We start from the raw sequence: 24,903 nt of genomic DNA on the forward strand, positions 1-24,903 counted from the left end.
CTGAGAATAAGTCGCTGACCCATGATACAAAAGGTACGCGGTCACCCCTTGCGGGGCTCCCACAGCTTGTAGGCATACGGTTTCAGGATCTATTTCACTCCCCTCGCCGGGGTTCTTTTCGCCTTTCCCTCACGGTACTGGTTCACTATCGGTCGACAACGAGTATTTAGCCTTGGAGGATGGTCCCCCCATCTTCAGACAGGATTTCACGTGTCCCGCCCTACTTCTCTCACGCTTAGTTCCACCGGCCTCTTTTCGGATACGGGGCTATCACCCACTACGGCGCGCCTTTCCAGACGCTTCTCCTAACAGACCGGCTACATCGTGAAGGCTCTTCCCCTTTCGCTCGCCACTACTCAGGGAATCTCGGTTGATTTCTCTTCCTCCGGCTACTTAGATGTTTCAGTTCACCGGGTTCGCCCTGCCATCCTATGTATTCAGATGACAGTGACCAGCTTGGGCTGGCCGGGTTGCCCCATTCAGAAATCCTCGGATCACAGCTCGTTTACCAGCTCCCCGAGGCTTATCGCAGGTAACCACGTCTTTCGTCGCCTGTTGTCGCCAAGGCATCCACCGTATGCCCTTATTCACTTGACCATATAACCCAAAATCGCTTCGGGCCATGGTCGCTCGCAGGTACTACTACAGCATACCCATGCGCTTTACTAAACTCTTCCCATTTTGTTAAAGAACACCAGACATCCGAAGATGCTGGCCTGTGCATCAGCCTGCACAGGCCAAAACCCTCACCGCGCCCCACCACCACTGGTGGAGCTGACCGGGTTCGAACCGGTGACCCCCTGCTTGCAAAGCAGGTGCTCTCCCAGCTGAGCTACAGCCCCTGAACATGGTGGGCCCAAGTGGATTCGAACCACTGACCTCACGATTATCAGTCGTGTGCTCTAGCCAACTGAGCTATAGGCCCGACTTGCCTGGTTCCCGTATTGAGTGATGTGTGTGGATACTTGGCAGCCTTCGGCTGCTCTTAAAAGGAGGTGATCCAGCCGCAGGTTCCCCTACGGCTACCTTGTTACGACTTCACCCCAGTCATGAACCATACCGTGGTCGGCGCCCTCCTTGCGGTTAGGCTACCGGCTTCTGGTACAGCCCACTCCCATGGTGTGACGGGCGGTGTGTACAAGGCCCGGGAACGTATTCACCGCGGCGTGCTGATCCGCGATTACTAGCGATTCCGACTTCATGCAGTCGAGTTGCAGACTGCAATCCGAACTACGGCGCACTTTCTGGGGTCGGCTCCCTCTCGCGAGTTGGCATCCCTCTGTATGCGCCATTGTAGCACGTGTGTAGCCCTGGACATAAAGGCCATGAGGACTTGACGTCATCCCCACCTTCCTCCGGTTTGTCACCGGCAGTCCCCTTAGAGTGCCCAGCCGAACTGCTGGCAACTAAGGGCAAGGGTTGCGCTCGTTGCGGGACTTAACCCAACATCTCACGACACGAGCTGACGACAGCCATGCAGCACCTGTGTTGCGGCTCCCCGAAGGGCACTCCCACATCTCTGCAGGATTCCGCACATGTCAAGCCCAGGTAAGGTTCTGCGCGTTGCATCGAATTAAACCACATGCTCCACCGCTTGTGCGGGCCCCCGTCAATTCCTTTGAGTTTTAATCTTGCGACCGTACTCCCCAGGCGGGATACTTAATGCGTTAGCTGCGGCACGCAGCAGTTAAACTGCCACACGCCTAGTATCCATCGTTTAGGGCGTGGACTACCAGGGTATCTAATCCTGTTTGCTCCCCACGCTTTCGCACTTCAGCGTCAGTCTCGGGCCAGGTCGCTGCCTTCGCCATTGGTGTTCCTCCACATATCTACGCATTTCACCGCTACACGTGGAATTCCACGACCCTCTCCCAGACTCCAGCCATCCAGTATCCACTGCCATTCCCAGGTTGAGCCCGGGGCTTTCACAGCAGACTGAGATGACCGCCTACGCGCGCTTTACGCCCAGTAATTCCGATTAACGCTCGCACCCTCCGTATTACCGCGGCTGCTGGCACGGAGTTAGCCGGTGCTTCTTCTGCGGTTCACGTCAACAGCACGGACTGTTCGCCCGTACCTTTTCGTCCCCGCTGAAAGTGCTTTACAACCCGAAGGCCTTCTTCACACACGCGGCATTGCTTCGTCAGGGTTGCCCCCATTGCGAAAAATTCCCCACTGCTGCCTCCCGTAGGAGTCTGGGCCGTGTCTCAGTCCCAGTGTGGCTGATCGTCCTCTCAGACCAGCTACCGATCGTCGCCTTGGTAGGCCTTTACCCCACCAACTAGCTAATCGGACGCAGGCTCCTCCTCCAGCGCGAGGTCCGAAGATCCCCCGCTTTCCCCCTCAGGGCGTATGCGGTATTAGCCCAAGTTTCCCTGGGTTATCCCCCACTCGAGGACAGATTCCTACGCGTTACTCACCCGTCCGCCACTCGCCAGCATCCCGAAGGACCTGCTGCCGTTCGACTTGCATGTGTTAGGCATGCCGCCAGCGTTCAATCTGAGCCAGGATCAAACTCTCCAGTTCAATCCCTTACGCTAAGCACTCAAAAAAGTGACTCAGCAGTCATACTACCTGCCGATAGGTACCACCAAGTACCCACACACTTCACTCAATACCTTGTTAAAGAGCAGAAACTTTGGTAGCGGGGGTAGGATTTGAACCTACGACCTTCGGGTTATGAGCCCGACGAGCTGCCTGGCTGCTCCACCCCGCATCAGAGTTTTACATAATACTTCAAAGAGCCGGCCGAGTCAAGCGTTGTTTTGCCTTTCCCAACCCCTTCTCCGAAGACTTATCCTCGGGGAAGGTCGTCTATAATACCTAGTTACGACCCCCAGCGCAAGAGGTGTTGCCTTGCTTCGCTTCCCTCACTTGCCAAGGAGGCGTATCCTACAACAGCCCTAACCGGATTGCAAAGGGGTTTTTCAAGAACGCGACAGGGAGACCGCCATGCTTGATTTGGAACGACTCGGCGATCCCGATTACCTTAGAGGTCTCCTGGGGAAAAAGGTTCATTTCCTGGGCAAGACTCATTGCGTGGTCGAGATCCTGCACGACGGCCCGCAGTTGGTGCTGCAGAACGAGTGCAACAACGTCATTCAGGACAATGCCTATGGCCGCGCCTACCGGCGCGTGCACCAGACCACCCTGGTTCCCATCTTCATACGTCCCGGGGTCCTGAACCCCGATCTGGATACCCTGTCCCTGGCAGGTTGACCCCCATGAAAAAAGCGCGTCCCATGGGGCGCGCTTTTCATGGTGCTGATCTGTGCAATCCTACTTGGCGGCCCGGGCAGCATCGGCCTCGATGGTGGCACGCGCCTGCGCGGCATCGGCCCACTCCTTGACCTTGACCCACTTGCCTGGCTCAAGGTCCTTGTAATGCTCGAAAAAGTGCTTGATCTGGTTGCGCAGAGCCTCGGGCAGGTCAGCCACGTCACGGATGGCCTGGTAGCTGTTGTCCACCTTCTCGTGCGGCACCGCGACGATCTTGGCGTCCACCCCGCTCTCGTCTTCCATCAGCAGCACACCCACCGGCCGGGCCCGGATGACGGCGCCGGGGACCACGGCCTGGCGCGACAGGACCAGCACGTCGGTAGGATCGCCGTCTTCGGAAAGGGTGTTGGGAATGAAGCCGTAGTTGAGGGGATAGAACATGGGCGTAAAGAGAAAACGGTCGACGACGACCGCGCCCGAATCCTTGTCCAGCTCGTATTTGATGCTGGAACCCTGCGGAATTTCGATCACCACGTTGATGTCGTCGGGCACGCTCTTGCCGGCGGGAATTTGCTTGATGTCCATGAAGCCTCCTGAATGGTTGATGGATGCGAAAAGATTACGGCCGCTGCTCCCGGACCAGGGTGCGCACGTGTTCCAGGTCCTCCGGGGTGTCCACGCCCGGCGGCGGTGCAACCGGGCTGGTGATCACCCGGATGCGCTCGCCGTGCTCCAGCACCCGCAACTGCTCCAGGGCTTCCGCCTGTTCGAGCGGCGTGGCCGGCCAAGCGGAAAATCGCGGGAGAAAGCAGGCTCGGTAGGCATAGAGGCCGATGTGGCGCAGCCAATACGGCGGGGGAACGTCCGCTTGCGCCGCCGCCGCGCCGGCCGCGAAGCGCGCCCGATCCCAGGGGATCGGCGCACGGGAAAAATAGAGTGCGTGTCCGAGCTGGTCGCGGACCACTTTGACGATGTGCGGATTGAAGAGCTGAGCCCAGCTCTCGAGGGGACAGGCCACGGTGGCCATCATGGCCTGCGCATCGTGCGCCAGCGCTTCGGCCAACGCGGCCAGCAGCGGGGGCGGCATGAGAGGCTCGTCCCCCTGCAGGTTGACGACGATCTCATCGGCCGGCAACTGCAAGGCGGCCACCACCTCGGCCAGACGGTCGGTGCCGCAGACGTGGGCGGGGTCGGTCAACACCGCCTCGCCGCCGTAGCTGTGGATGACGGTTTCGATCTCGGACGCATCCGTCGCCACCAGCACCCGGCGGGCGCCGCTGGCGACGGCTTGGCGCCGGACGCGCTCGATCATGGGCAGGCCGCCGACATCCAGCAGCGGCTTGCCGGGCAGGCGGCTGGCTGCGAGCCGCGCCGGAATGATGACCGTGAAGCTCATTTCTCGGCCGGATCCCAGGGCTGGGCTTCGTCGATCAGGAGCACGGGGATATTGTCGCGGATGGGGAAGGCCAGACGGCAGCGCGGGCAACGGAGCTGCTGCTGGTCCGGGCTGAGCTGCAGGGGCCCCTTGCATTGCGGGCAAGCCAGAATGTCCAGGAGTTTGCGGTCAATGGTCACGGGACCTCCCAAGAAATTGCAATTGCGCGTCCAGCCAGCGCCAGAAGGCAGCGGGCAGCCGGGCCTCCACCCGCAGCGCCCAGGCATCGGGCAAGGAAAGCTGCCGGCATTTTACCGCATCTTTCTCGGTCATGACGACGGGGGCGTCCTGCATGCGCGCGAAGTCCGCCGCGACGAAGACATGGTGATCCGGAAAGGGATGCGGGACCGGCCGGGCGCCCAGGGCCTCCAGTTGGCGGAAAAAGCGCTCCGGGTGGCCGATGCCGGCCACGGCGTGGACACGGCGGCCACGCAGCCAGCCCAGGGCATGCGCCGGCAGGTCCGGCGCCACCGGCACCAGCCCGGTCGCCTGCAGGGTCATCGAGAAAACCGGCTTGCCGGCGACATCCGGCGGAAGGGGCGCCGATGTACCGTGGATGACGAGGGCATCGGCCCGTGCCAGCGCCGCCAGGGGTTCCCGCAGCGGGCCGGCGGGCAGGCAGCGGCCGTTGCCGAAGCCGCGCGCGCCATCGACCACGACGAGACTCAGCTCGGGCAGCAGCGCCAGGTGCTGAAAACCATCGTCCAGCACGGCGACGTCGCAGCCGCGGCGGGCGGCAAACTCGATGTCGGCCAGGCGGTCGGGCCCGATCACGACGGGCAGGCCGCTGCGCCGGGCCAGAAAAAGCGGCTCGTCACCGGCTTGGCCGGGCTCGTCCCCGGGCTGCACCGGATACGGCAGACGGGGCGGATGGGCGCGATAGCCGCGGCTGACCAGGGCGGGCTGCCAACCCCGTTCGTGCAGATACTCAGCCAAGGCCAGCACCAGCGGCGTCTTGCCGCTGCCGCCCGCGGTCAAGTTGCCGACCACCAGGGCGGGCAGCGCACCGCGCCGGCGCTTGTGCAGTTTCTCATAGAGGCCGGCACGCAGGCGGCTCAGCTGGCAGTAGACGGCTCCCCAGGGGCGCAGCAGCGCAGCCAGCCAGCCGCCCTGATACCATTGGCGGCTCACCAGGGCGGCGAGGCGTTTCACCAGTCGAAGACCCGCTGCAGCAGCTCGGGCAGGCGCGCCTGCGCCTTGCGCCGCTCCTCCCAAAAGAAGCGGCGCGCGGCGTCGCCCAGCAGGCGGGCACGGATGGGGTTTTCCAGATAGGATTGCCACGCCTGCATGACGGCCGGCGCATCCGGCAGGACGGCCAGCGCATCCGGCGCATCCTGCAGATGGCTGACGGGATACTGCCCGGCATCGGCCACGGACACGGGCTTGCCGCCCACCATGGCTTGCCAGGCGACACCGCGGCCGGCGCGAGACAGGTGGGCGCCGGTGCTGGCGGCGGCGATGGCCGGCAGCCACTTGGCCTCATCCACGAGCAGCACGCTGCCGGCCGGCACGGGCTCGCGGGTCCAGGCGGACAGGGCGGGCCAGGCTTGCCCGGCCAAGTGTCCTTCCAGGCCCAGGAACAACACGCCCGCACGGTCCAGACCGGCGGCGCGCCACGCCGCGACCCAGTGCTGCGCCTGCATGGCGGGCACCCCGTGCAGCCACCACAGGTCAAGCTCGGCGTTGCCGCAGATGAGGCGGCGGAAATTGGGGTCCACCTGCGCCGTCGTCAGGAGCGTGAGAAAGTCCACGGGCGCCTGCACCTGCGCGGCCTCGGCGCCCAGTTGCCGCCAACGCCGGGCTTGCCGCTCATCCACCGGGTACACTGCTTCCAGCGGCATCGGCAGGAAATCGGTGGCCGGGTCGCCGGCAATGACCACGGCCGGCAATTGGCGAGCGGCGCTCTGACGCGCCAGGTTCGCCGCTGGACCGCGGCCGATGGTCATGGTGCGCAAAGGGTCCAGCCGCGCCAGGGTACGACGAATGGCACGGGGATGGTCGCAGGGACCGAAGCCGTAGCCGACGCCCTTCAAACCGCCGATGCGCGGGTCGAGCAGTTCCGGATAGTCTCTTTCGAAGGTCAGGATGACGCGCAGGTCCAGCCGTTTTTCCCGAATGGCGCGGGTCAGCTCGGCGGCCAGCAGGACGTCGTCCGCCTCGCCGGTGGCCTGCACCCACAAGGCCGGCCCGCGCCCGCCAGGGGCGCGCAGCCAGCCCCAGCGGGCATTGGCCTGATGGCTGCGCCCTGCCCGCCGGTCCCGATAGCCGGACCACCATGCCCGCAGGGCGCTGGCACCATAGTAGCTTCTAGGCTCTTTCACGCTCATTCCTTGTGATCCGATCCGCCCGCGCGGTCAGCGCCCGCATGCGGCTTTCCAACGCACTTTGAAATTCGCTCAGCTGCCCGGCCGTGGCATCGCGCGGCACGCGCATGGGCTCGCCCCAGAGAATGGCGCCGCGGGTAAATGGGAGAGCCAGGAGGAAGCGATCCCAGCTCGGGATCACCTTGGCCCAGCGCGCCGAAAAGGTGACTGGCACGATGGGCATGCCGGTCACGCGAGCGATTTCCAGCACGCCCGGCTGCACCTTTTCCCGGGGGCCGCGCGGGCCATCGGGCGTGATGGCCAGATCGCTGCCGGTACGGGCAATGCGCAGCATGCCCATCAGGCCCTTGACCGCGCCGCGCCGGCTGGAGCCGCGCACGGCCTGGTAGCCCCAGTACGCCATGGTCCGGGCGATGAGTTCGCCGTCGCGATGCTCGCTGATGAGGATGTGCACTTGCCGACCGCCCAGCTGCCGGTAAGCATGGGGAATCATCAGCAGGCGTCCGTGCCAGAACGCCAGCAGGATGGGTTGGCCGGCGCGCAACAGCGCCTGCACTGGCTCGCCGCCCTCCACGCGCCAGCGGCCGGTGAAGGCGACCAGGCGAATGTAGCGGGCGATCAGCCATGCGGCCAGCTGCTGCCAGCGTCCTTGCAGCTTCATGTCAGCAGCCGGAAGACAGATGGACGGACTTCACGAGGCTTGCTGGGTGGCGATGCTGACGCGCAGCAAACCGGCCTGCCGGGCGGCGTCCAACACCGTCACCACGTGCTGCTGGATGGTGTTGCGGTCGGCCCGCAGCAGCAACACCTGATTGCTGTCCTGGCGCGCCAGAGCCGCCAGGCGCTGCCGCAGCTCGCCGGCATTGAGTGACTGGCCGTTGAGAGCCAAGCGCCCCGCGGCGTCGATGTCCACGGTGATGGGTGCCTTGGGCACGGCCGCCGTCTGGCTGGCGGCCGGCAGATCCAGACGCAGCGTCGATTGCTTGGTGAAGGTGGTGGTCACCATGAAAAACAGCAGGATCACCAGCACCACGTCGACCATGGAGATGATGTTGATCTCCGGCTCCTCGCGGGGGTGGCGCCGGAAATTCATCGCCGCGCCCCCTGCACCAGTTCCACCACCTTCAGGGATTCCTTCTCCATGATGAGGATCAACTCGTCGATCTTGCCGCGGAAATAGCGGTACATCATCAGGCTGGGAATGGCGACGATGAGGCCGGCGGCGGTGGTGATCAGCGCCTCGGAGATGCCGCCTGCCAGCACCCGGGGATTGCCCACGCCCACCATGTTGATGGCGCTGAAGGCGTGCATGATGCCGAAGACGGTACCCAGGAGACCGAGCAGGGGAGAGACGCCGGCGATGGTGCCCAGCACGTTGAGGTAGCGCTCCAGGACGGCGACCTCCTGCCGCCCCACCTCTTCGATGGACTCCTTGATGAACTCCCGCTGCGAGCCGGCGTTGCGCAGGCCCGCCAGCAGGATGCGCGCCAGCGGCGTGTTGCTGTCCTTGAGACGCTGCAGGGCGCCTTGCACCTCCCCCTTGCGGATCAGTTCCTCGATCGCATCGGCCAGGCCGGGCGGAGCGATCCGCTCGTTGCGCAGCAGCCACAGACGGTTGCCGATGATCGCCAGGGCCACCACCGCAGCCAGCACAATGGGCACCATGACCCAGCCACCTGCACGTATGACTTCGAACACGTCCTCACTCCCTTTGATTTTGGGCCAATACTATCACGATCCCCGCCCAGGCACAGGGCCCTGGTGCAGCCAGTAATGACGGGCGGGCCGTTGCAACGACAGACTGGCGGCCGTCCGCCCCCCCAGGTGGAAAGCAAGGGCACCGGTGCGGGCGGGGGCGAGCGCCGGTGGGCCATCATCGCCGGCCGGCTTTTCTGCCCCGCCCCGGCGCCCACCGGCCGCGACCAGGTAGTCGGGAGCAGCGGCCTCCGCCAGCTGCCCGAGGCCGGAGCCGCCGCCGGCCGAGACCAGGGCGTTGCTGCGCAAGTTGCCGCCGAAGCGGCTGACGAGCCTGTCGGCCGCACCACCGGACAGCGGGCCGCCCAGCAGTGCCTGCCAGCCGGGGCCGTAAGCGGCCAGCACGCAGGGATCACGCTCGCCGGCCATGGGCGCCAGGAAGACGAAGATCACCCCATCCCAGGTCCAATGCTGGCCGGCCCGGCATGGGCGGGCCGGAGCGCCGGGCAATGCGGCCGTCGCGCTCCATAACTGCGGGGCAGGATACTGTCTGGGCAGCAGGCTGGCAGCATCGAGCGGCGCCCGGGCGGCGGCGCTGAGGACCACGGCATCCAAGCGGCGGATGCCGGCATGATGCATGAAGGGCTGCACGACCAGGTGCAGGGTCGCGCCGGAGGGGCGTGCCCTGGGGCTCGAGTGGAAAAACAGGCTGTGGTGCCGGGTTTGCAGCACCACGGCGGTGTCCATCCCGGCGTCCAGGACGGTCAGGCGCGCCTGCCCAGGCGGCAGGACCGCCGCGGCGGGCAGCAGGAGCGGCAGAAAGGTCAGCAGCCCCAAGCTGCGCCCCGGCCAGGCCGCCGGCAGAAAGAGAAGCAGCAGGCCAACGAGCAAAGCAAGCAGCATCCAGACGGATGGGCTGCCGACGGCCAGGGTGCCCCAAGGCAACCGGTCGAGCTGCTCCAGAAACCACAGCAGCGGCTGGAAGGCAAGGCTGGTCAGGTGAAACAGTCCGCGGCCCGCCAGCTCCAGGCCGCTCAGGGAGGCCAGTGCGCCGAGCAGGGCCAGCGGCGTGGCCACCCCTTCCACCACCGGAATGGCCACGAGGTTCGCCAGGGGCGACAGCAGGGGCACCTGCCCGAAGAGCAGCGCCAGCACCGGCACCAGTCCCAGCGCAATCAGGACCTGATAGCCGAGCAGGCTGCGCCAGAGCCCCGCCCGCCCTACCCGGCCGACCAGCAGCCAGAAAATCAGCCCGACCGCCGTGAAGGACAGCCAGAAGCCCGGTTCCGCCACGGCCCCGGGCTGCAGGATGAAGATGACGCCCGCCGCCAGCGCCAGGCTGTGAAACAGGCGCAATTCCCGCTGCAGCACGAGGGCACCGGCCAGCACCGTGACCATAATGACTGCCCGCAGGGTGGCCAGCTCCATGCCGGCCATCAGGCCGTAGCCCCAGGCGCTCAGCACCATCACCGCGGCAGCCGGCGGTGCGGCCGGGTAGCGGCGCACCAGAGGCGGCACGGCACTCCACAGCCATTTGGCCAGCAAAAAGACCAAGCCGGCCACCAGCGTGATGTGGGAACCGGAAATGACCATCAGGTGGGCAGTCCCCGCGCGCACGAAACGCTGCCACAGATCCGGCGGCAACTGATTCTGCACGCCCACGGTCAGTGCCTGCACCAAGCCCGCCTCGGCCCGGGGCAAGGCAGCATTGCTGGCCTGGAGCACCTGCTGGCGCAAGCTCTGGAACCAGCGCAGCAGGGCATGGCCGCCCGCCCCGGCCAACTGCACCGGCTCCGGCACGGACTGTACCGCGCCCACGGCCCGCACCCCCTGCCAGAAGAGCGCGTAGCTGCGGTCGAAACCGCCCGGATTGGTGGCGGCCTGCGGCCGCTGCAAACGTGCCGTCAGGCGCCAGCGTTGGCCATAGGCCAGCTCGGGCGGTGCCGGCCCGTCGAATGAGAGCTGCAGAAGTCCTCGGAAATCGATGGACCCGAGCGGCCCATCCATGTGCTCGGGAGCGAACAGCAGGCGGGTGCCGTTCCCGCGGGCTTCCGGCAGTGACGCGATGGTCCCGGTGATGACCAGTGCCTGCCCAACTGCGGCGTCGGGCAGGGTTTCGTGGCTGATGCGCTGGGCTTGCCAGGCGCCCCAGGCAAAGGCGGCACAGGCGGCGGCCGGCAGCAACAGGATGCGCCAACGCCAGACCGGCAGCAGCAAGGCCAGCGCCAATCCCGCCGCCGGCCACGGCACTGGAATGCTCTCCTGCCGGTACAACAGCAAGAGGCCCAGGCCGATGGCGAGCACCACCTCCGGCAGGCCCGGCATGCGCCGAAAAAAAGCTTGGGCGCGCGGGCAGGTATGGGATAAACTCGGCGGGATCACAGGCCAGGACTTAAGTTACTTGCGTAAGTTCTTATCTAAATACCTGCCTTGTCGCGAGCGGGTGTTGCGAACCCGGTGCCTGGGGCGCTTTACTCACCTGCTGCACCATCACGAGCTGTGGCATTTTCATCGGCGCAGCTTGGCCGGCGGCTTGGCCTTGGGCCTCTTCATCGCCAGCACGCCGCTCCTGGGCCACGTCCCCCTGGTGCTGATCGGTGCGCTGCTGTTGCGGGTCAACATTCCCGCCGCCGTCGGCGCCGCCCTGCTCACCAACCCCTTGACCATGCCCCCTTTCTACTATTTCGCCTTCCGGGTTGGCGAAACGGTCACCCGCTTCTTGGGATTGCCCCTGTCCGCCGGCCGCCACCTGGACCTGATGCAACTGATCAACAACTGGCACAACCTGCTGGGCGAAGGCGGACGTCAGCTCTGGAGCGCCTATCTGATCACCTGGATCGGCTCCCTGCTGATCGGCACCTTGGCCGCCGCCACGGGCTACTATCTGACCCTGGCCGGCTGGCGCTTGGCGGTCGTGTGGCGCTGGCGCCGGCGCCAGCGGGCCCGCCGCCTGCCTCCCAAAGCAGTATAGACCAGGATCCGCTCTCCCCCTGGCGCCTACCCGGCCTGGGAGACGATCTGGCCGTCGCGGATCTGATACACCCGCTGCATCCGCTCCGCCAAACGGGGATCGTGGGTCACCACCACCAGGCTGGTGCCCAGGTGCTGGTTCAGATCCAGGAGCAGGTCGTGGATCTTCGCCGCCGTCTGCGAATCCAGGTTGCCGGTCGGCTCGTCGGCCAAGAGCAGGCGCGGGCGCGTGACCAAGGCGCGGGCGATGGCGGCCCGTTGCCGTTCGCCGCCGGACAGCTCGCCCGGCTTGTGGCGCAGGCGCTCGCCCAAGCCCACCTGGGCCAGCAGCTCGCTGGCCCGGGCGGCCGCCTCTTCGCGCGGACGGCGCTGGATCAGCAGCGGAATCATCACGTTCTCCAGGGCGGTGAACTCCGGCAACAGATGGTGGAATTGGTAGACGAAGCCCATCTTGTCGTTGCGCAAGCGGCCGCGGGCCGCCTCCCCCAGGGCGTAGAGATCCTGCCCCTCGACCCAGACCCGCCCGGCCGAAGGTCGGTCCAGGCCGCCGAGCAGGTGCAGCAGGGTGCTCTTGCCGGAGCCCGAAGCACCGACGATGCCCACGCTCTCCCCCGCCGAAATCCGCAGGTCGATGCCCTTGATGACCTCCAACTGCACCCGCCCCTGACGGAACAGCCGGCGCAATCCCTCCGCTTTCAGAACGTCACTCATAGCGCAGGGCCTCCACGGGATCGGTGCGCGCCGCGCGCAGCGCGGGATAGATGGTCGCCAGCCAGCTCATGAGCAGGGAGGCCACGGCGATGCGCCAGACGTCGCGCTGCTCCAGCTGGGAAGGCAGCTCGCTGATGAAATACACGTCCGGCGACAGGAACTGCACGTGGAAAAGCTGCTCGATGGCAGGCACCAACGTCGGCACGTTGAGGGCCAACAGCACGCCGCCCACCACGCCCAGCAAGGTGCCGACGATGCCGATCATGGCGCCCTGCACCATGAAGATGGCGGTGATGCTCAGCGGGCTCGCGCCCAGGGTGCGCAGGATGGCGATGTCCGACTGCTTGTCGGTGACCACCATCACCAGGGTGGAGACGATGTTGAAGGCGGCCACGGCGATGATCAGCGACAAGATCACGAACATCACCGTTTTTTCGATCTTCAGGGCGCGGAAGAAGTTGGCGTGGCCCATGGTCCAGTCCTGCACGAAGTAGTCGGGTCCCAGCAGTTGCTGGAACTGCGCCGCCACGCCCTGGGACTGGAACAGATCGGCCAGCTTCAGGCGGACGCCCGTCACCCCGTCGCCCAGACTATAGAGGCGGGCGGCGTCCTGCAGGTTGGTGTAGGCCAATCCGCTGTCGTACTCGTACATGCCCACCGAGAAGATGCCCACCACCGTGAAGCGGCGCAGGCGCGGGGTGACCCCGAGCGGGCTGACCTGGCCCTGGGGGGAGATGAGCGTGACCTTGTCGCCGACGCCGACGCCCAGGTTCTGCGCCAGGGCGCTGCCCAGCACGATGCCGAAGGAGCCCGGCCGCAGGGCATCCAGCCGCCCGGCCACGATGTGCTGCCCCAGGGCCGACACCCGCACCTCGCGGGCCGGGTCGATACCGCGGATGATGGCACCGGTGACCGCCTGATCGTCGCTGATCATGGCCTGCGCCTGCACGTAGGGCGCCACCCCCAGGATGCCGGGCCGCCGCTCCACCTGGGCTGCCACCCGCTGCCAATCGTAGAGGGGCTGACCGTTGCCCTCGATCACCATGTCCGAGACCACGCCCAGGATGCGGGTACGCAACTCCTGCTCGAAGCCGTTCATGACCGACAGCACGGTGATCAGCGCCGCCACCCCAAGGCCGATGCCGAGCATGGCGATGAGCGAGATGAAGGAAATGAAATGGTTGCGCCGCTTGGCGCGCGTGTAGCGCAGCCCGATCCAGAGCTCGTAGGGGCGCATGCGTCAGGCTTCCGGGCGCATGTGCGGGAAGAGGATCACGTCGCGGATGCTGGGGCTGTCGGTGAGCAGCATGACCAGCCGGTCGATGCCCACCCCCACCCCCGCCGCCGGCGGCATGCCGTACTCCAAAGCGCGGATGTAGTCGGCGTCGAAGTGCATGGCCTCCTCGTCGCCGGCCGCCTTCTCCTCCACCTGCTTGCGGAAGCGGGCGGCCTGGTCCTCGGGGTCGTTGAGCTCGGAGAAGCCGTTGGCGATCTCGCGCCCGGCGACGATCAGCTCGAAGCGGTCGGTGACCTCGGGGTTGTCCTGGTTGCGCCGCGCCAGCGGGCTCACCTCGGTGGGATATTCGGTGATGAAGGTGGGCTGCATGAGCCGGTGCTCCACGGTCTTCTCGAAAACCTCGGTCAGCAGCTTGCCCGGCCCCCAACCGGGCTCCAGCTTGGCCTTGAGCTCGCCCAACTTGGCCCGCAGGCGCTCGGGGTCGTCGAGGTCGGCCGCATGCAGGTCCGAGTTGTGGGCCAGCACCGCTTCGCGCACGGTCATGCGCGCGAAGGGCCGGCTGAGATCCAGCGCCAGTCCTTGGTAAGTCACCTGTTCCGTGCCCAGGGCCTGGCGGGCGGCCTCGCGGATCAGCGCCTCGGTCAGGTCCATGGCGTCGCGGTAGTCGGCGTAAGCCTGATAGAACTCCAGCATGGTGAATTCGGGATTGTGCCGGGTGGACAGGCCCTCGTTGCGGAAGTTGCGGTTGATCTCGAAGACCTGCTCGAAGCCGCCCACCAGCAGGCGCTTCAGGTAGAGCTCCGGCGCGATGCGCAGGTAGAGGGTCATGTCCAGGGCGTTGTGGTGGGTCACGAAGGGCCGCGCCGTGGCGCCACCCGGGATGGGCTGCATCATGGGCGTCTCCACCTCCAGGAAGCCGCGCCGGGTCAGGCTCTCGCGGACGGCGCTGACCAGCCGCGAGCGCACCTGGAAGGTGCGGCGGCTCTCCTCGGTGACGATCAGGTCCACGTAGCGTTGCCGGTAGCGCATCTCCTGGTCGCTCAAGCCGTGCCACTTTTCCGGCAGCGGCCGCAGCCCCTTGGCCAGCAGGCGCAGGGATTGCACGCGCACGGACAGCTCGCCGGTCTTGGTGCGAAAGAGCGCGCCGGCGACGCCGATGATGTCGCCGAGATCCAGGCGCTTGAACTCGTCGTAGGCGCTCTCGCCCAGTTCGTCGCGGGTGACGAAGAGCTGCATGCGGCCGGACATGTCCTGGATATGGGCGAAGCTGGCCTTGCCCATCACTCGGCGGGTCAACATGCGCCCGGCCACGCAGACCTGGATGGCTTCCGCCTCCAGGGCTTCGGCGGTCAGCTCGCCATAGCGGGCCACCAAATCGCCGACCAGGGCATCGCGCCGGAAGTCGTTGGGGTAGGCCTCGCCGGCGGCGCGCCGTTCGGCCAATTTGGCGTAGCGCTGCTCGACCAGTTCGTTGCTGTCCAGGATTTCGTGTTCCATGCCGTGCTTCAATCCTTTTTTGGAGTACGCCGCAGACTTCGCTGCGCTTGTTCACGTTTGCGCTGCCGGCCTCACAGACCCTGCTTGAGGGCGGCCTCGACGAAGGGATCCAGCGCGCCGTCCAGCACCCGCTGGGTATCGCCCACCTCCACGCCGGTGCGCAGGTCCTTGATGCGGGACTGGTCCAGCACGTAGGAGCGGATCTGGTGGCCCCAACCGATGTCGCTCTTGCTCTCCTCCAGCGCTTCCTGCTCCGCCCGCCGCTTGGCCAGCTCCAGCTCGTAAAGCCGCGACTTTAACATGCGCATGGCCTCGGCGCGATTCTTGTGCTGGGAGCGATCCGTCTGGCAGGCCACCACGATGCCGGTGGGCAGGTGGGTGATGCGCACCGCCGAGTCGGTCTTGTTCACGTGCTGGCCGCCGGCGCCGCTGGCGCGGTAGGTGTCGACGCGCAGGTCGGCGGGGTTGATGTCGATCTCGAAGGACTCGTCCACCTCGGGGTAGACGAAGACGCTGCAGAAGCTGGTGTGGCGGCGGTTGCCGGAATCGAAGGGCGACTTGCGCACCAGGCGGTGCACGCCCGTCTCCGTGCGCAGCCAGCCGTAGGCGTAGTCGCCGATGACCCGAAAGGTGGCCGACTTGATGCCGGCGACTTCGCCTTCCGTCGCCTCGATGAGTTCGGTCTTGAAGCCCTTGGACTCGCACCAGCGCAGATACATGCGCAGGAGCATCTCGGCCCAGTCCTGGGCCTCGGTGCCGCCGGCGCCGGACTGGATGTCCACGAAGCAGTTGGCGGCATCCAGCTCGCCGCTGAACATGCGCAGGAACTCCAGCCGGCCCAGTTGCTGCTCGTAGGTACCCACATCGGCGGCCAGCGCCTCGATGGTCGCCGCGTCGCCCTCTTCCTCGGCCAAGCCCAAGAGCTCGCCGGCCTCCGCCACCCCCTGCACCAGCTGGCGGGCCGGCACGATGGCCGCTTCCAGGCGCGCCCGCTCCTGGCCCAGGTTCTGCGCCCGCTCCGGATCATTCCAGAGATCCGGCGCCTCCAGCTCGCGGATGACTTCCGTCAGCCTTTCTTCCTTGTGTTCGAGGTCAAAGATACCCCCTGAGATCGGCCAGGCGTTGCTGCAGATCCTGCAATTTATCGCGCAATTCGTTGATCTGTTCCATGGTTTCGTCCTCACGCACTTTCAGAAATGAAATCCAGAATGAAATCCAGCACGGCCGCTAGGCTGCCTCCCAATGGCTCACCCGCAACTGCACCCGGCGCTCGCCGCGATATTCGTTGATCTGCGGCACGTAAGCCAGGCGCACGTAGCTCACCCGCGGCACCCCCAGGTGCGGCACGCCGCCGAAGTGGATGCCCTCCAGCGGTTCCGGTCCCGGCCCGCGCAACCAGAGCTTCAGATGCTTCTCTTTCAGCACCTTGGTGTCCAGCACCTCGAAGATCCCTTCGAAGAGCGGCTCGGGAAAGCCCTGTCCCCAGGGACCGGCGCCGGCCAACAGGGTAGCCGTTTCCAGGCTGATCTCCGCCGGCGCGAGCTCGCCGTCGGTTTCCAGCACGCCCTGCAAATCCTCCGGACGCAATACCCGCCGGACCTCGGCGTCGAAGGCCTCGGCGAAGGCCGGCAGGTCGCGCAGGCGCAGGGTCAGGCCGGCGGCCATGGCATGGCCGCCGAACTTGCTCAGCAGGCCCGGATGCCGGCTGGCCACCGCATCCAGGGCGTCGCGCAGGTGCAGGCCGCGGATGGAGCGCGCCGAACCCTTCACCTCATCCTCGCCGGTCCTGGCGAAGGCGATGACAGGCCGGTGCAGTTGATCCTTGAGGCGTCCGGCCAGGATGCCGATCACTCCCTGATGCCACTGCTCATCGTAGAGGCAGACCCCCCAGCGCTCGGCCAGGGCTTCGTCCTTGACCAGCGCCATCTGCGCCTCGGCGCGCATCACGTCCTCGATGGCCCGCCGCTCGCGGTTGAGCTCGTCCAGCTGGCGCGCCATGGCTCGCGCTTCCTCCAGATCCCGGCTCAAGAGGCAGCGGATGCCGATGGACATGTCGGCCAGACGACCGGCGGCATTGAGCCGCGGCCCGACGGCGAAGCCCAGATCCGCCGCGTTCAGGCTGCCCGGCGCGCGGCCGGCCACCTCCAGCAGGGCCCGCAGGCCGGGCCGCGCCTGGCCGGCATTCATGCGCCGCAATCCCTGCGCCACCAAGATGCGGTTGTTGTCGTCCAGAGTCACCACGTCCGCCACCGTGCCGACCGCCAGCAGATCCAGCAAATCCGTCAGCTTCGGCTCCGGGCGCGCCGGGCCGAAATGCCCGCGCTCGCGCAGATAGGCGCGCACGGCCGTCATCACGTAGAAGGCGACGCCAACGCCGGCGCTGTTCTTCCAGGGGAAGGGGCAGCCGGGCTGATTCGGGTTGACGATGGCGTCCGCCGCCGGCAGCTCGGCGCCCGGCAGATGGTGATCGGTGACCACCACCTGCATGCCCGCCGCCTTCGCCGCCGCCACGCCGCTGATGCTGCTGATGCCGTTGTCGACGGTCATCAGCACGTCGGGCGCGTAGTCGCGCGCCAACGCCACGATTTCCGGGGTCAGGCCGTAGCCGTACTCGAAACGGTTGGGGACGATGAAGCACGGCTCCGCCGCGCCCATGGCCCGCAGGGCGTCCATGCACAGGGCGGTGCTGGTCGCCCCGTCGCAGTCGAAATCGCCGACGATCAGGATGCGCCGGCCGGTCCGCACCGCTTCGCCGAGGATGGCAGCGGCTTGCGCCAAGCCCCTCAGCCCCCGCTGCGGGTGAGCCGGCGGCGCCAGCGCCTCCAGGCCCAGCCGCAGCTGGGCTGCATGCGCCACCCCGCGCGCCGCATAGAGGCGGGCCAACAACGGCGGGACGCCGTCGGCCATCAATCGGGCCACGTGATCCGGTGAAAAAGGGCGCTGAATGAAAAGCGGCATGGAAGGATTATGCCACGGTGCGAGCCATCTGGCTGCCTCCAAGAAAACAAATGCCGGCTAGGCCGGCATTTGTTGTGCTGCAAAGTGCGGCAAAATTTTACTGCGCCAACACCCACTTGGCCATCGCGGTCGCGTCGGCCTTGCTCAGCTGGGGATGGGGAGTCATGGGCACGCCGCCGGTCACGGCATTCCAGTTGCCGGCGCCGCCCTTGATGATCTTGTCAGCCAGCTTGCCGGCAGCAGCCTTGTCGCTCTTGTAGCGCTTGGCGACATCCTTGTAGGAGGGGCCCACCACCTTCTTGTCGACGGCGTGGCAAGCGAAACAGCCGGACTGCTTCATCAGCGCTTCGGCCTTGGGATCACCGGCAGCATGGGCCAGGCTGGACAGCGAAAGAGCAGCAACGGCTGCGGCAACAGCGAACTTCAGTTTCATGACTCCTCCGAAGATTAGTTTTTGAAAGACCTGGTAAAGGCAGGCCACGACCTCGCGCTATAATAATCAAGCGCTCGCCATTTGCAAATATGGCTTATCCATGAAAACGCGCGATCCGCCTTCACGTTGACAAGCCTTGACAAGCGGCATCAGCCGCCGCGGGCCAGGGCCGACCAGGTGGTGGACACGCCCAGGCGCGGCGTGGCCAGGAAAGGCCGCGCCCGGCGCCACCAGCGGCCCAGATCCCGGCGGCCCAACGTCAGAGCGGGCGCCGTGGCGTCATCCGCGGCGGAGCCGCCGACGATGCTCAGCTGCTCGATGGTCCCCTGCTTCAGAGCGCCGGCCAAGGGAGTCAGATACTCCGCCTCGAAGCGCAGCAGATCCCCGTCCGCCAGCGTTTCCGCGCAAACCAGCAGGTGGGCCCCATCGGCCAACCCGCTCGCCCAAACCGCCAGGTCCGCAGGGCAATCCCAGGCCTCGGCACCGCTGAAGCGGGCCAAGGCCTGCAGCAACGGATCGGCGGTCCAGACCGAGCGCCACAGGGGCGCCGGCGTTGCGGGCAGGCTGCCCCCGCCCCAGAACCAGACGCTGTTCACGGCCGGCAGACCGGCCTCTTCCCGCGCCTCGTTGACCGGATGGCCATGCAGGAGCATCTGCACTTCGTTGAGCAGGCCGTGCCAGTCGCGGGCGTCGGCTCCCCGCGGCAGGACCGCGTCCACGCTGCGGCCCACCGCCGCGGCCAGCGGCGTGGTGCGCAGGGCAGGCGCTGCGGGCAGCAGCACGTACCAGCGCTCGGGATGCGGGGCGAAGCAGCGCCAACCCAGGGCGGCAAAGTGGCGGTTCAGGTCATCGATCAAGCGCTGCGCCTGCCCGGCATCGAGCGGGTAATGCCCGAGATCCATGAGCAGCAGCTGGGCGCGGCTGGGGAGAAGATGCACGGGATCCATGCGCAGCCAGAATTGGCCCGCCTGCGGAGCCAGGCCATCCGCCCAGGCGCTGACGGCCGCCGCGGGACAGTCCGCGGCCACGGGGCAGGCCAGGCCGAAGGCGGCGAACGCGCTGGCCAGCGCGTCATCGGCGCCGCCGATCAGGGAGCAGGGCTCGCTGCGCCCGGCCAAGCGGTTGAGCAACGGTGCGGGAGGCGGATTCTGGCTGGGCGCCAGGGACGGCGCCCACAGCACCACGCGGCGGCTCACCGGCCCAGGATGACCGCCTCCACCGCCGCCAGGCTGGCGTCCACGGTGATCGGCTGAGTGCTCTGGGCGATGGCGGTGTCCGGGTCCTTCAGCCCGTGGCCGGTCAGCGTGCAGACGATGCGGGCGCCGCGCTCGATGCGCCCGGCACGCAGTTGCTTGATGACCCCGGCGACGGAAGCGGCGGAGGCCGGCTCGCAGAACACGCCTTCGAACTGGGCCAGCAACTTCTGCGCTTCCAGGATCTCCGTGTCGGTGACCGCGTCGAACCAGCCGCCCGACTCCTTCTCCACCACGTGGGCCGCCTCCCAGGACATGGGATGGCCGATGCGGATGGCGGTGGCGACGGTCTCGGGCTGGTCGACGAAGCCGCCCTGGATGAAGGGCGCGCTGCCGGCGGCCTGAAATCCCAGCATCTTCGGTCGCTTGCCGGTGACGGCATGGCCGTAGGGACAGGTGCCCTTGCAGAACACGCAGGCGCCGGTCAGGGCGTCGGCCTTGTGCTGGCGGGCATCCGAGTACTCGCAGTAGCCCATCCAGTGGGCGGTGATGTTGCCGGCATTGCCCACCGGCAGGGCGTGGTAGTCGGGCGCCTCGCCGAGCTCCTCGACGATCTCGAAGGCGGCGGTCTTCTGCCCCTGCAGACGGTAGGGATTGACCGAGTTGACGATGGTCACGGGCGCGGTCTGCGCCACTTCCTGCACCAACTGCATGCCCTCGTCGAAGTTGCCGCGGATCTGCAGCACCACGGCGCCGTGCATCATGGCCTGGGACAGCTTGCCGAGCGCGATCTTGCCCTCGGGGATCAGCACGAAGGCCTTCATGCCGGCGCGCGCCGCATAGGCCGCCGCCGCCGCCGAGGTGTTGCCGGTGGAGGCGCAGATCACCGCCTTGGCGCCCTCCTCCGCCGCCTTGGTGATGGCCATGGTCATGCCGCGATCCTTGAAGGAGCCGGTGGGGTTCAAGCCTTCGAACTTGAAGTAGAGCTCCACGTCGTGGCCCAGGTGGCGCGGCAGGTTGACCGCCTGGATCAGCGGCGTGTTGCCCTCGCCCAGGCTCACCGCCGGGGTATCGGGATGGATGGGCAGCCAGGAGCGGTAGCGGTCGATCAGGCCGGTGTAGCGGGTGCGGATGGGGTTTTCCATGCTGTCTTCCTGAAGCTTCTCGGTAAAGGGCTTAGCGCAGGCCGTCCAGGTTTTCCAGACGCAGGCGCACCACCGGCTGAGTGATCACCGGCAGGTTTTCGATGGCGGCGATGGCGCGGTTCAAACGGCCCTCCCGGGTGGCGTGGGTGAGCAGCACCACGGGCACGTCGACAGCGCCGGCGGGCGCCTCCTTCTGGATCAGCGCCTCGATGGAGATGCCCTCGTCCGCCAGGATGCGGGTGACCTGCGCCAATACGCCAGGCTCGTCCAGGGCCTGCAGGCGCAGGTAATAGGCGCTCTGCACTTCCGCCATGGGCAGGATGGGCAGCTCGGCCAACTGCTCCGGCTGGAAGGCGAGGTGCGGCACCCGGTTGCTGGGATCCGCAGTGAGGGTGCGGGCCACATCCACCAAGTCGGCGACCACGGCGCTGGCGGTCGGCTCGGCGCCGGCGCCGCGGCCGTAGTAGAGGGTCTGGCCCACGGCGTCGCCCTTCACCAGCACGGCGTTGAAAGCGCCCTCCACGCTGGCCAGCAGGTGACGGGCGGGCACCAGGGTCGGGTGCACGCGCAGTTCCACGCCCTGCTCCACGCGCCGGGCGAGGCCGAGCAGCTTGATGCGATAGCCCAGCTCCTCGGCATAGGTCACGTCCATGCCGTGCAGGCCGTTGATGCCCTCCACGGGCACGCTGGCGAAGTCCAGGGGAATGCCGAAGGCGATGGCGCCCAGGATGGTCAGCTTGTGGGCGCTGTCGATGCCTTCGATGTCGAAGGTGGGGTCCGCCTCGGCATAGCCCAGGGCCTGCGCCTCGCGCAGGGCCTCGGCGAAGGACCAGCCCTGCTCGCGCATCTGGGTGAGAATGTAATTGCAGGTGCCGTTGATGATGCCGCACAGCCACTCGATGCGATTGCCGGCCAAGCCCTCGCGCAGGGCCTTGATGATGGGAATGCCGCCGGCCACGGCCGCCTCGAAGGCCACCACCACGCCCTGCTGCTGGGCGGCCTCGAAGATCTCGTTGCCGTGCAGGGCCAGCAGCGCCTTGTTGGCGGTGACCACGTGCTTGCCACTGCGGATGGCGGTGAGCACCAGCTCGCGGGCGGGCTCGATGCCGCCGATCAGCTCCACCACCACGTCGAGCTCGGGGCTGTTGACCAAGGCGAAGGGATCGCCGGTCACCGCGAAGTCCACCGGGCTCACGCCGGCCAGGCGCGCCGGGTTGCGCACTGCGACCTGGGCGACGCGCACCGGCCGACCCACGCGGCGTTCGATTTCCAGGGCGTTGCGGCGCAGCACGTCCAAGGTGCCGCGGCCGACGGTGCCGAGGCCGATGATGCCGATCCGGACCGGTTCCATCAGCCCTCCCGCAGCATCTGCTTGAGCCCGCGGATGGCCTGGCGGGTGCGCTGCTCGTTCTCCACCAGGCCAAAGCGCACGTACTCGTCGCCGTACTCGCCGAAGCCGATGCCCGGGCTGACCGCCACCTTGGCCTTGGCGAGCACCAGCTTGGAGAACTCCAGTGAGCCCATGGCCCGGTACTGCTCGGGAATGCGCGCCCACACGAACATGGTAGCCTTGGGCCGCTCCACCGCCCAGCCCGCCGCGTTCAAGCCGTCGCACAGGACGTTGCGGCGATGCTCGTACATGCTGCGGATCTCCTCCACGCAGTCCTGCGGCCCTTCCAGAGCCACGATGCCGGCCACCTGCACCGGCGTGAACATGCCGTAGTCCATGTAGCTCTTGATGCGCGCCAGCGCGCCGATCAGCTTGGGGTTGCCGGCGGCGAAGCCGATGCGCCAGCCGGGCATGTTGTAGCTCTTGGACAGGGTGAAGAATTCCACGCCCACGTCCTTGGCACCCGGCACCTGCAGAAAACTCGGCGCTTTGTAGCCATCGAAGACGATATCGGCATAGGCCAGGTCGTGCACCACCCAGAGCTTGTTCTCCTTGGCGAAGTCCACGATGCGCCGGAAGAAGTCGAGATCGGTCACCGCCGCCGTCGGGTTGTGCGGGAAATTGATGACCAGCATCTTTGGGCGCGGCCAGGCGGCCTTGACCGCCTTTTCGAGTTCCTCCAGGAAGTCCATGCCGGGCAGCATGGGCACGTGGCGCAGATCGGCGCCGGCGATGACGAAGCCGTAAGGGTGGATGGGATAGGTCGGGTTGGGGACCAGCACCGCGTCGCCCGGCCCCATGGTGGCCAGGGCCAGATGCGACAGGCCTTCCTTGGAGCCGATGGTGACGATAGCCTCGGACTCGGGGTCCAGATCCACGTCGAAGCGGGTCTTGTACCAGTTGCTCAGCGCCTTGCGCAGCCGGGGAATGCCGCGCGACACGCTGTAGCGGTGCGTGTCGCCCCGCTGCGCCGCCTCGCACATCTTGTCGACGATGTGCTTGGGGGTCGGCTGGTCGGGGTTGCCCATGCCGAAATCGATGATATCCTCCCCGCGCTTGCGCGCCTGCGCCTTCAGATCATTGACGATGTTGAAGACATAGGGGGGAAGACGGCGTATGCGTTGAAACTCGTCCATGGTAGGCAGCTGCCTTCTTAATCTCAGCAAGCAAAGGGATGCAAAATAGTGTGCGGCCTAGGCGCTGTCAATGGGTTTTGCCCATGGGGGCAAAACTGTGGTCAACTATGGCAATCCCACGAGCCCAAAGGCCTTGCCCCGGCAGGAGATCCGCGATGAAGATGCATCTGCAGCGCAACAGCGATGCCAACCTGATTACGGCCTACGCCCCCGGCAGCATCACCATCAACGAGCATGCCCACCACAGCAGCCTGGTGGTGGCGCCCGGATGGCTGGTCTCCCCGTGGGCGCCGGCCCGCTTCGAAGACCTGCAGGCGGCGGACTTCACCGTTATCCTGGAACACCGGCCCGAGGTACTGCTGCTGGGCACCGGCAGGCGCCTCCGCTTCCCGCCGGCCGCGACCCTCGCCGCCTTCCGGGAGCGGCAGATCGGCGTGGAGGTCATGGACACTGCCGCCGCCTGTCGCACCTACAACATCCTCATGGGCGAGGACCGTGAAGTGATCGCAGCCCTGCTCCTGATCGAAACGGACTGACGCCGCTAGAACAGGATCTCCCCGGAGAGCCCCTCGGCCTCCATGAGCTGGCGCAGGCGCGCCAAAGCCTCCACCTGGATCTGCCGGACCCGCTCGCGGGTCACCCCCAGCGCCTGGCCGATCTCCTCGAGGGTGGCCACCTCCTCGCCGTTCAGGCCGAAGCGCATCTCCACCACCATGCGCTGCTTGTCGTTCAGTCCGCGCAGCCAGGCGGACAGATGCCAGAGCAGATCGCTCTGCTCCAGCGCCTCGAAAGGATTGAGGTTCTGCTCGTCGGGCAGGATGTCCAGGAGGGAGCGGTCGGGGTCGGAGTCGATGGGCGTGTCCACGCTGCTGGTGCGTTCGTTCAGACCCAGCATGGCGCGCACGTCCGCCACCGGCTTGTTCAATGCCTGCGCCACGTCCTCCGGGCGCGGCTCGTGGTCCAACTGCTGGCTCAGTTGGCGCGCCGCACGCAGGTAGACGTTGATCTCCTTGACCACGTGCACCGGCAGACGCACGGTGCGGGTCTGGTTCATGAGCGCGCGCTCGATGGTCTGCCGGATCCACCAGGTGGCGTAGGTGGAAAAACGGAAGCCCCGCTCGGGATCGAACTTCTCCACGGCGCGGATGAGGCCCAGGTTGCCCTCTTCGATGAGGTCCAGCAGCGGCAGGCCGCGGTTCATGTAGCGCCGGGCGATCTTCACCACCAGGCGCAGATTGCTCTCGATCATGCGTGCGCGGGCCTGGGCGTCGTTGGCCAGGACCTGACGGGCCAGGGCCACCTCCTCCTCGGCGCTCAAGAGCGGCGTATAGCCGATTTCGGTCAGATAGCGGCGGGTGGAATCCTGCTTGCCCGTGCCGCAGGCCAACGCCAGCATTTCGGCGGTGGAAGTCTCGTCGGGCGGGAAGCTGTCCGCCGCGGCGTCGTCCGGCACCTCCTCACCCGCATTTGCTTCCGGAAGCAGCCCATCCTCTCCCTCTGCCTGGAATTCATCGGGCAAGAGAAACTCCGGTGACAGGTCTTCGTTGGTCATGCTTCCCC

At 66.6% G+C, this 24,903-nt stretch carries 23 protein-coding genes, 3 tRNA genes and 2 rRNA genes (1 of these 28 running past the window's edge); 3 read left to right on the forward strand and 25 right to left on the reverse strand.

Translation table 11 applies throughout. From position 1 onward, the window contains the following. The 5 genes from G579_RS0108895 to G579_RS0108915 form a co-directional block, all read right to left on the reverse strand. Positions 1-597 (reverse strand): 23S ribosomal RNA (locus G579_RS0108895) (it extends 2,300 nt beyond the left edge of the window). 169 nt (positions 598-766) lie between these two features. Further along, positions 767-842 (reverse strand) — tRNA-Ala (locus G579_RS0108900). 6 nt (positions 843-848) lie between these two features. Further along, positions 849-925 (reverse strand) — tRNA-Ile (locus G579_RS0108905). Between the two features lie 63 nt (positions 926-988). Beyond that, positions 989-2,526, reverse strand: a 16S ribosomal RNA gene (locus G579_RS0108910). Together the 16S and 23S rRNA genes with 3 tRNA genes alongside form the textbook arrangement of a ribosomal RNA operon. 113 nt (positions 2,527-2,639) lie before the next feature. Beyond that, positions 2,640-2,716 (reverse strand) — tRNA-Met (locus tag G579_RS0108915). A 236-nt stretch (positions 2,717-2,952) separates the two neighbouring features. On the opposite strand from G579_RS0108915, the gene G579_RS0108925 reads away from it, so the two are divergent. Continuing rightward, positions 2,953-3,219, forward strand: coding sequence for a hypothetical protein (locus tag G579_RS0108925; RefSeq protein WP_155989790.1), 267 nt, complete (start codon positions 2,953-2,955; stop codon positions 3,217-3,219). 60 nt (positions 3,220-3,279) lie between these two features. On the opposite strand, the gene ppa is transcribed toward G579_RS0108925, so the two are convergent. Genes ppa through G579_RS16760 form a run of 9 tightly spaced genes read right to left on the reverse strand, consistent with a single transcriptional unit; the run spans position 3,280 to position 10,998 of the window. Then, positions 3,280-3,804: an inorganic diphosphatase gene (gene ppa / locus G579_RS0108930; RefSeq protein ID WP_028989908.1), complete on the reverse strand. Its 525-nt coding sequence runs from the start codon at positions 3,802-3,804 to the stop codon at positions 3,280-3,282. 34 nt (positions 3,805-3,838) lie between these two features. Beyond that, a complete protein-coding gene (gene kdsB / locus G579_RS0108935) occupies positions 3,839-4,615 on the reverse strand; it encodes a 3-deoxy-manno-octulosonate cytidylyltransferase (protein ID WP_028989909.1) in 777 nt (258 codons plus the stop codon). After that, the gene (locus G579_RS0108940) at positions 4,612-4,794 is read right to left on the reverse strand and encodes a Trm112 family protein (protein WP_028989910.1); all 183 of its coding nucleotides are present in this window, start codon (positions 4,792-4,794) and stop codon (positions 4,612-4,614) included. Before G579_RS0108940 ends, kdsB begins: the two co-directional genes overlap by 4 nt. After that, positions 4,784-5,806, reverse strand: coding sequence for a tetraacyldisaccharide 4'-kinase (lpxK, locus tag G579_RS0108945; protein ID WP_028989911.1), 1,023 nt, complete (start codon positions 5,804-5,806; stop codon positions 4,784-4,786). Before lpxK ends, G579_RS0108940 begins: the two co-directional genes overlap by 11 nt. Then, positions 5,803-6,975, reverse strand: coding sequence for a glycosyltransferase family protein (locus G579_RS0108950; protein WP_230973831.1), 1,173 nt, complete (start codon positions 6,973-6,975; stop codon positions 5,803-5,805). The genes lpxK and G579_RS0108950 overlap by 4 nt, the downstream gene beginning before the upstream one ends. Then, positions 6,962-7,639 (reverse strand): lysophospholipid acyltransferase family protein, encoded by a 678-nt coding sequence (locus G579_RS0108955; RefSeq protein WP_028989913.1) that lies wholly within the window; start codon positions 7,637-7,639, stop codon positions 6,962-6,964. Before G579_RS0108955 ends, G579_RS0108950 begins: the two co-directional genes overlap by 14 nt. 30 nt (positions 7,640-7,669) lie before the next feature. Continuing rightward, positions 7,670-8,071, reverse strand: a complete 402-nt coding sequence (locus G579_RS0108960) for an ExbD/TolR family protein (protein WP_028989914.1) — start codon at positions 8,069-8,071, stop codon at positions 7,670-7,672. After that, positions 8,068-8,676 (reverse strand): MotA/TolQ/ExbB proton channel family protein, encoded by a 609-nt coding sequence (locus G579_RS0108965; RefSeq protein WP_028989915.1) that lies wholly within the window; start codon positions 8,674-8,676, stop codon positions 8,068-8,070. The genes G579_RS0108960 and G579_RS0108965 overlap by 4 nt, the downstream gene beginning before the upstream one ends. Positions 8,677-8,709: 33 nt before the next feature. Next, a complete protein-coding gene (locus G579_RS16760; protein ID WP_051181281.1) occupies positions 8,710-10,998 on the reverse strand; it encodes a ComEC/Rec2 family competence protein in 2,289 nt (762 codons plus the stop codon). Between the two features lie 76 nt (positions 10,999-11,074). Between G579_RS16760 and G579_RS18645 the strand changes: the two genes are divergently transcribed. Further along, entirely contained in the window at positions 11,075-11,644 is a 570-nt protein-coding gene (locus G579_RS18645) for a DUF2062 domain-containing protein (RefSeq protein ID WP_028989916.1), read from the forward strand. A 26-nt stretch (positions 11,645-11,670) separates the two neighbouring features. On the opposite strand, the gene lolD is transcribed toward G579_RS18645, so the two are convergent. From lolD to alaC, 10 genes are all read right to left on the reverse strand, one after another. Next, the gene (gene lolD, locus G579_RS0108980; protein WP_028989917.1) at positions 11,671-12,354 is read right to left on the reverse strand and encodes a lipoprotein-releasing ABC transporter ATP-binding protein LolD; all 684 of its coding nucleotides are present in this window, start codon (positions 12,352-12,354) and stop codon (positions 11,671-11,673) included. Then, on the reverse strand, positions 12,347-13,591 hold the full coding sequence (locus G579_RS0108985) for a lipoprotein-releasing ABC transporter permease subunit (protein WP_028989918.1): 1,245 nt from the start codon (positions 13,589-13,591) through the stop codon (positions 12,347-12,349). The genes lolD and G579_RS0108985 overlap by 8 nt, the downstream gene beginning before the upstream one ends. A 3-nt stretch (positions 13,592-13,594) precedes the next feature. Further along, on the reverse strand, positions 13,595-15,088 hold the full coding sequence (lysS, locus tag G579_RS0108990) for a lysine--tRNA ligase (RefSeq protein WP_211218701.1): 1,494 nt from the start codon (positions 15,086-15,088) through the stop codon (positions 13,595-13,597). A gap of 71 nt (positions 15,089-15,159) precedes the next feature. Beyond that, positions 15,160-16,258 (reverse strand): peptide chain release factor 2 gene (gene prfB / locus G579_RS0108995; RefSeq protein ID WP_155989791.1). Its coding sequence is split into 2 segments (ribosomal slippage): positions 15,160-16,182 and positions 16,184-16,258, totalling 1,098 coding nucleotides; the frame shifts between segments, so codons are not numbered across the junction. Positions 16,259-16,315: 57 nt separating this feature from the next. After that, positions 16,316-17,995 (reverse strand): single-stranded-DNA-specific exonuclease RecJ, encoded by a 1,680-nt coding sequence (gene recJ / locus G579_RS0109005; RefSeq protein ID WP_051181288.1) that lies wholly within the window; start codon positions 17,993-17,995, stop codon positions 16,316-16,318. 148 nt (positions 17,996-18,143) lie between these two features. Then, positions 18,144-18,479, reverse strand: coding sequence for a c-type cytochrome (locus G579_RS0109010; protein WP_211218702.1), 336 nt, complete (start codon positions 18,477-18,479; stop codon positions 18,144-18,146). Positions 18,480-18,628: 149 nt separating this feature from the next. Next, positions 18,629-19,675 (reverse strand): hypothetical protein, encoded by a 1,047-nt coding sequence (locus G579_RS16765; RefSeq protein WP_051181290.1) that lies wholly within the window; start codon positions 19,673-19,675, stop codon positions 18,629-18,631. After that, entirely contained in the window at positions 19,672-20,817 is a 1,146-nt protein-coding gene (gene thrC, locus G579_RS0109020) for a threonine synthase (protein WP_028989923.1), read from the reverse strand. Before thrC ends, G579_RS16765 begins: the two co-directional genes overlap by 4 nt. A 31-nt stretch (positions 20,818-20,848) precedes the next feature. Continuing rightward, positions 20,849-22,168 carry a homoserine dehydrogenase gene (locus tag G579_RS0109025; RefSeq protein ID WP_028989924.1) on the reverse strand — a complete coding sequence of 440 codons (1,320 nt, stop codon included), beginning with the start codon at positions 22,166-22,168 and terminating at the stop codon, positions 20,849-20,851. Then, the gene (gene alaC, locus G579_RS0109030; protein ID WP_028989925.1) at positions 22,168-23,343 is read right to left on the reverse strand and encodes an alanine transaminase; all 1,176 of its coding nucleotides are present in this window, start codon (positions 23,341-23,343) and stop codon (positions 22,168-22,170) included. The genes G579_RS0109025 and alaC overlap by 1 nt, the downstream gene beginning before the upstream one ends. Positions 23,344-23,498: 155 nt before the next feature. Here alaC and G579_RS0109035 point away from each other — a divergent pair, with 155 nt between their 5' ends. Beyond that, positions 23,499-23,879: an Mth938-like domain-containing protein gene (locus G579_RS0109035; protein WP_028989926.1), complete on the forward strand. Its 381-nt coding sequence runs from the start codon at positions 23,499-23,501 to the stop codon at positions 23,877-23,879. Between the two features lie 5 nt (positions 23,880-23,884). Here the strand turns inward: G579_RS0109035 and rpoS are convergent, their stop codons facing one another. Further along, positions 23,885-24,895 carry an RNA polymerase sigma factor RpoS gene (gene rpoS, locus G579_RS0109040; protein ID WP_028989927.1) on the reverse strand — a complete coding sequence of 337 codons (1,011 nt, stop codon included), beginning with the start codon at positions 24,893-24,895 and terminating at the stop codon, positions 23,885-23,887. Between the last annotated feature and the right edge of the window lie 8 nt (positions 24,896-24,903).

The sequence above is a fragment of the Thermithiobacillus tepidarius DSM 3134 genome (assembly GCF_000423825.1).
Lineage (GTDB): Bacteria > Pseudomonadota > Gammaproteobacteria > Acidithiobacillales > Thermithiobacillaceae > Thermithiobacillus > Thermithiobacillus tepidarius.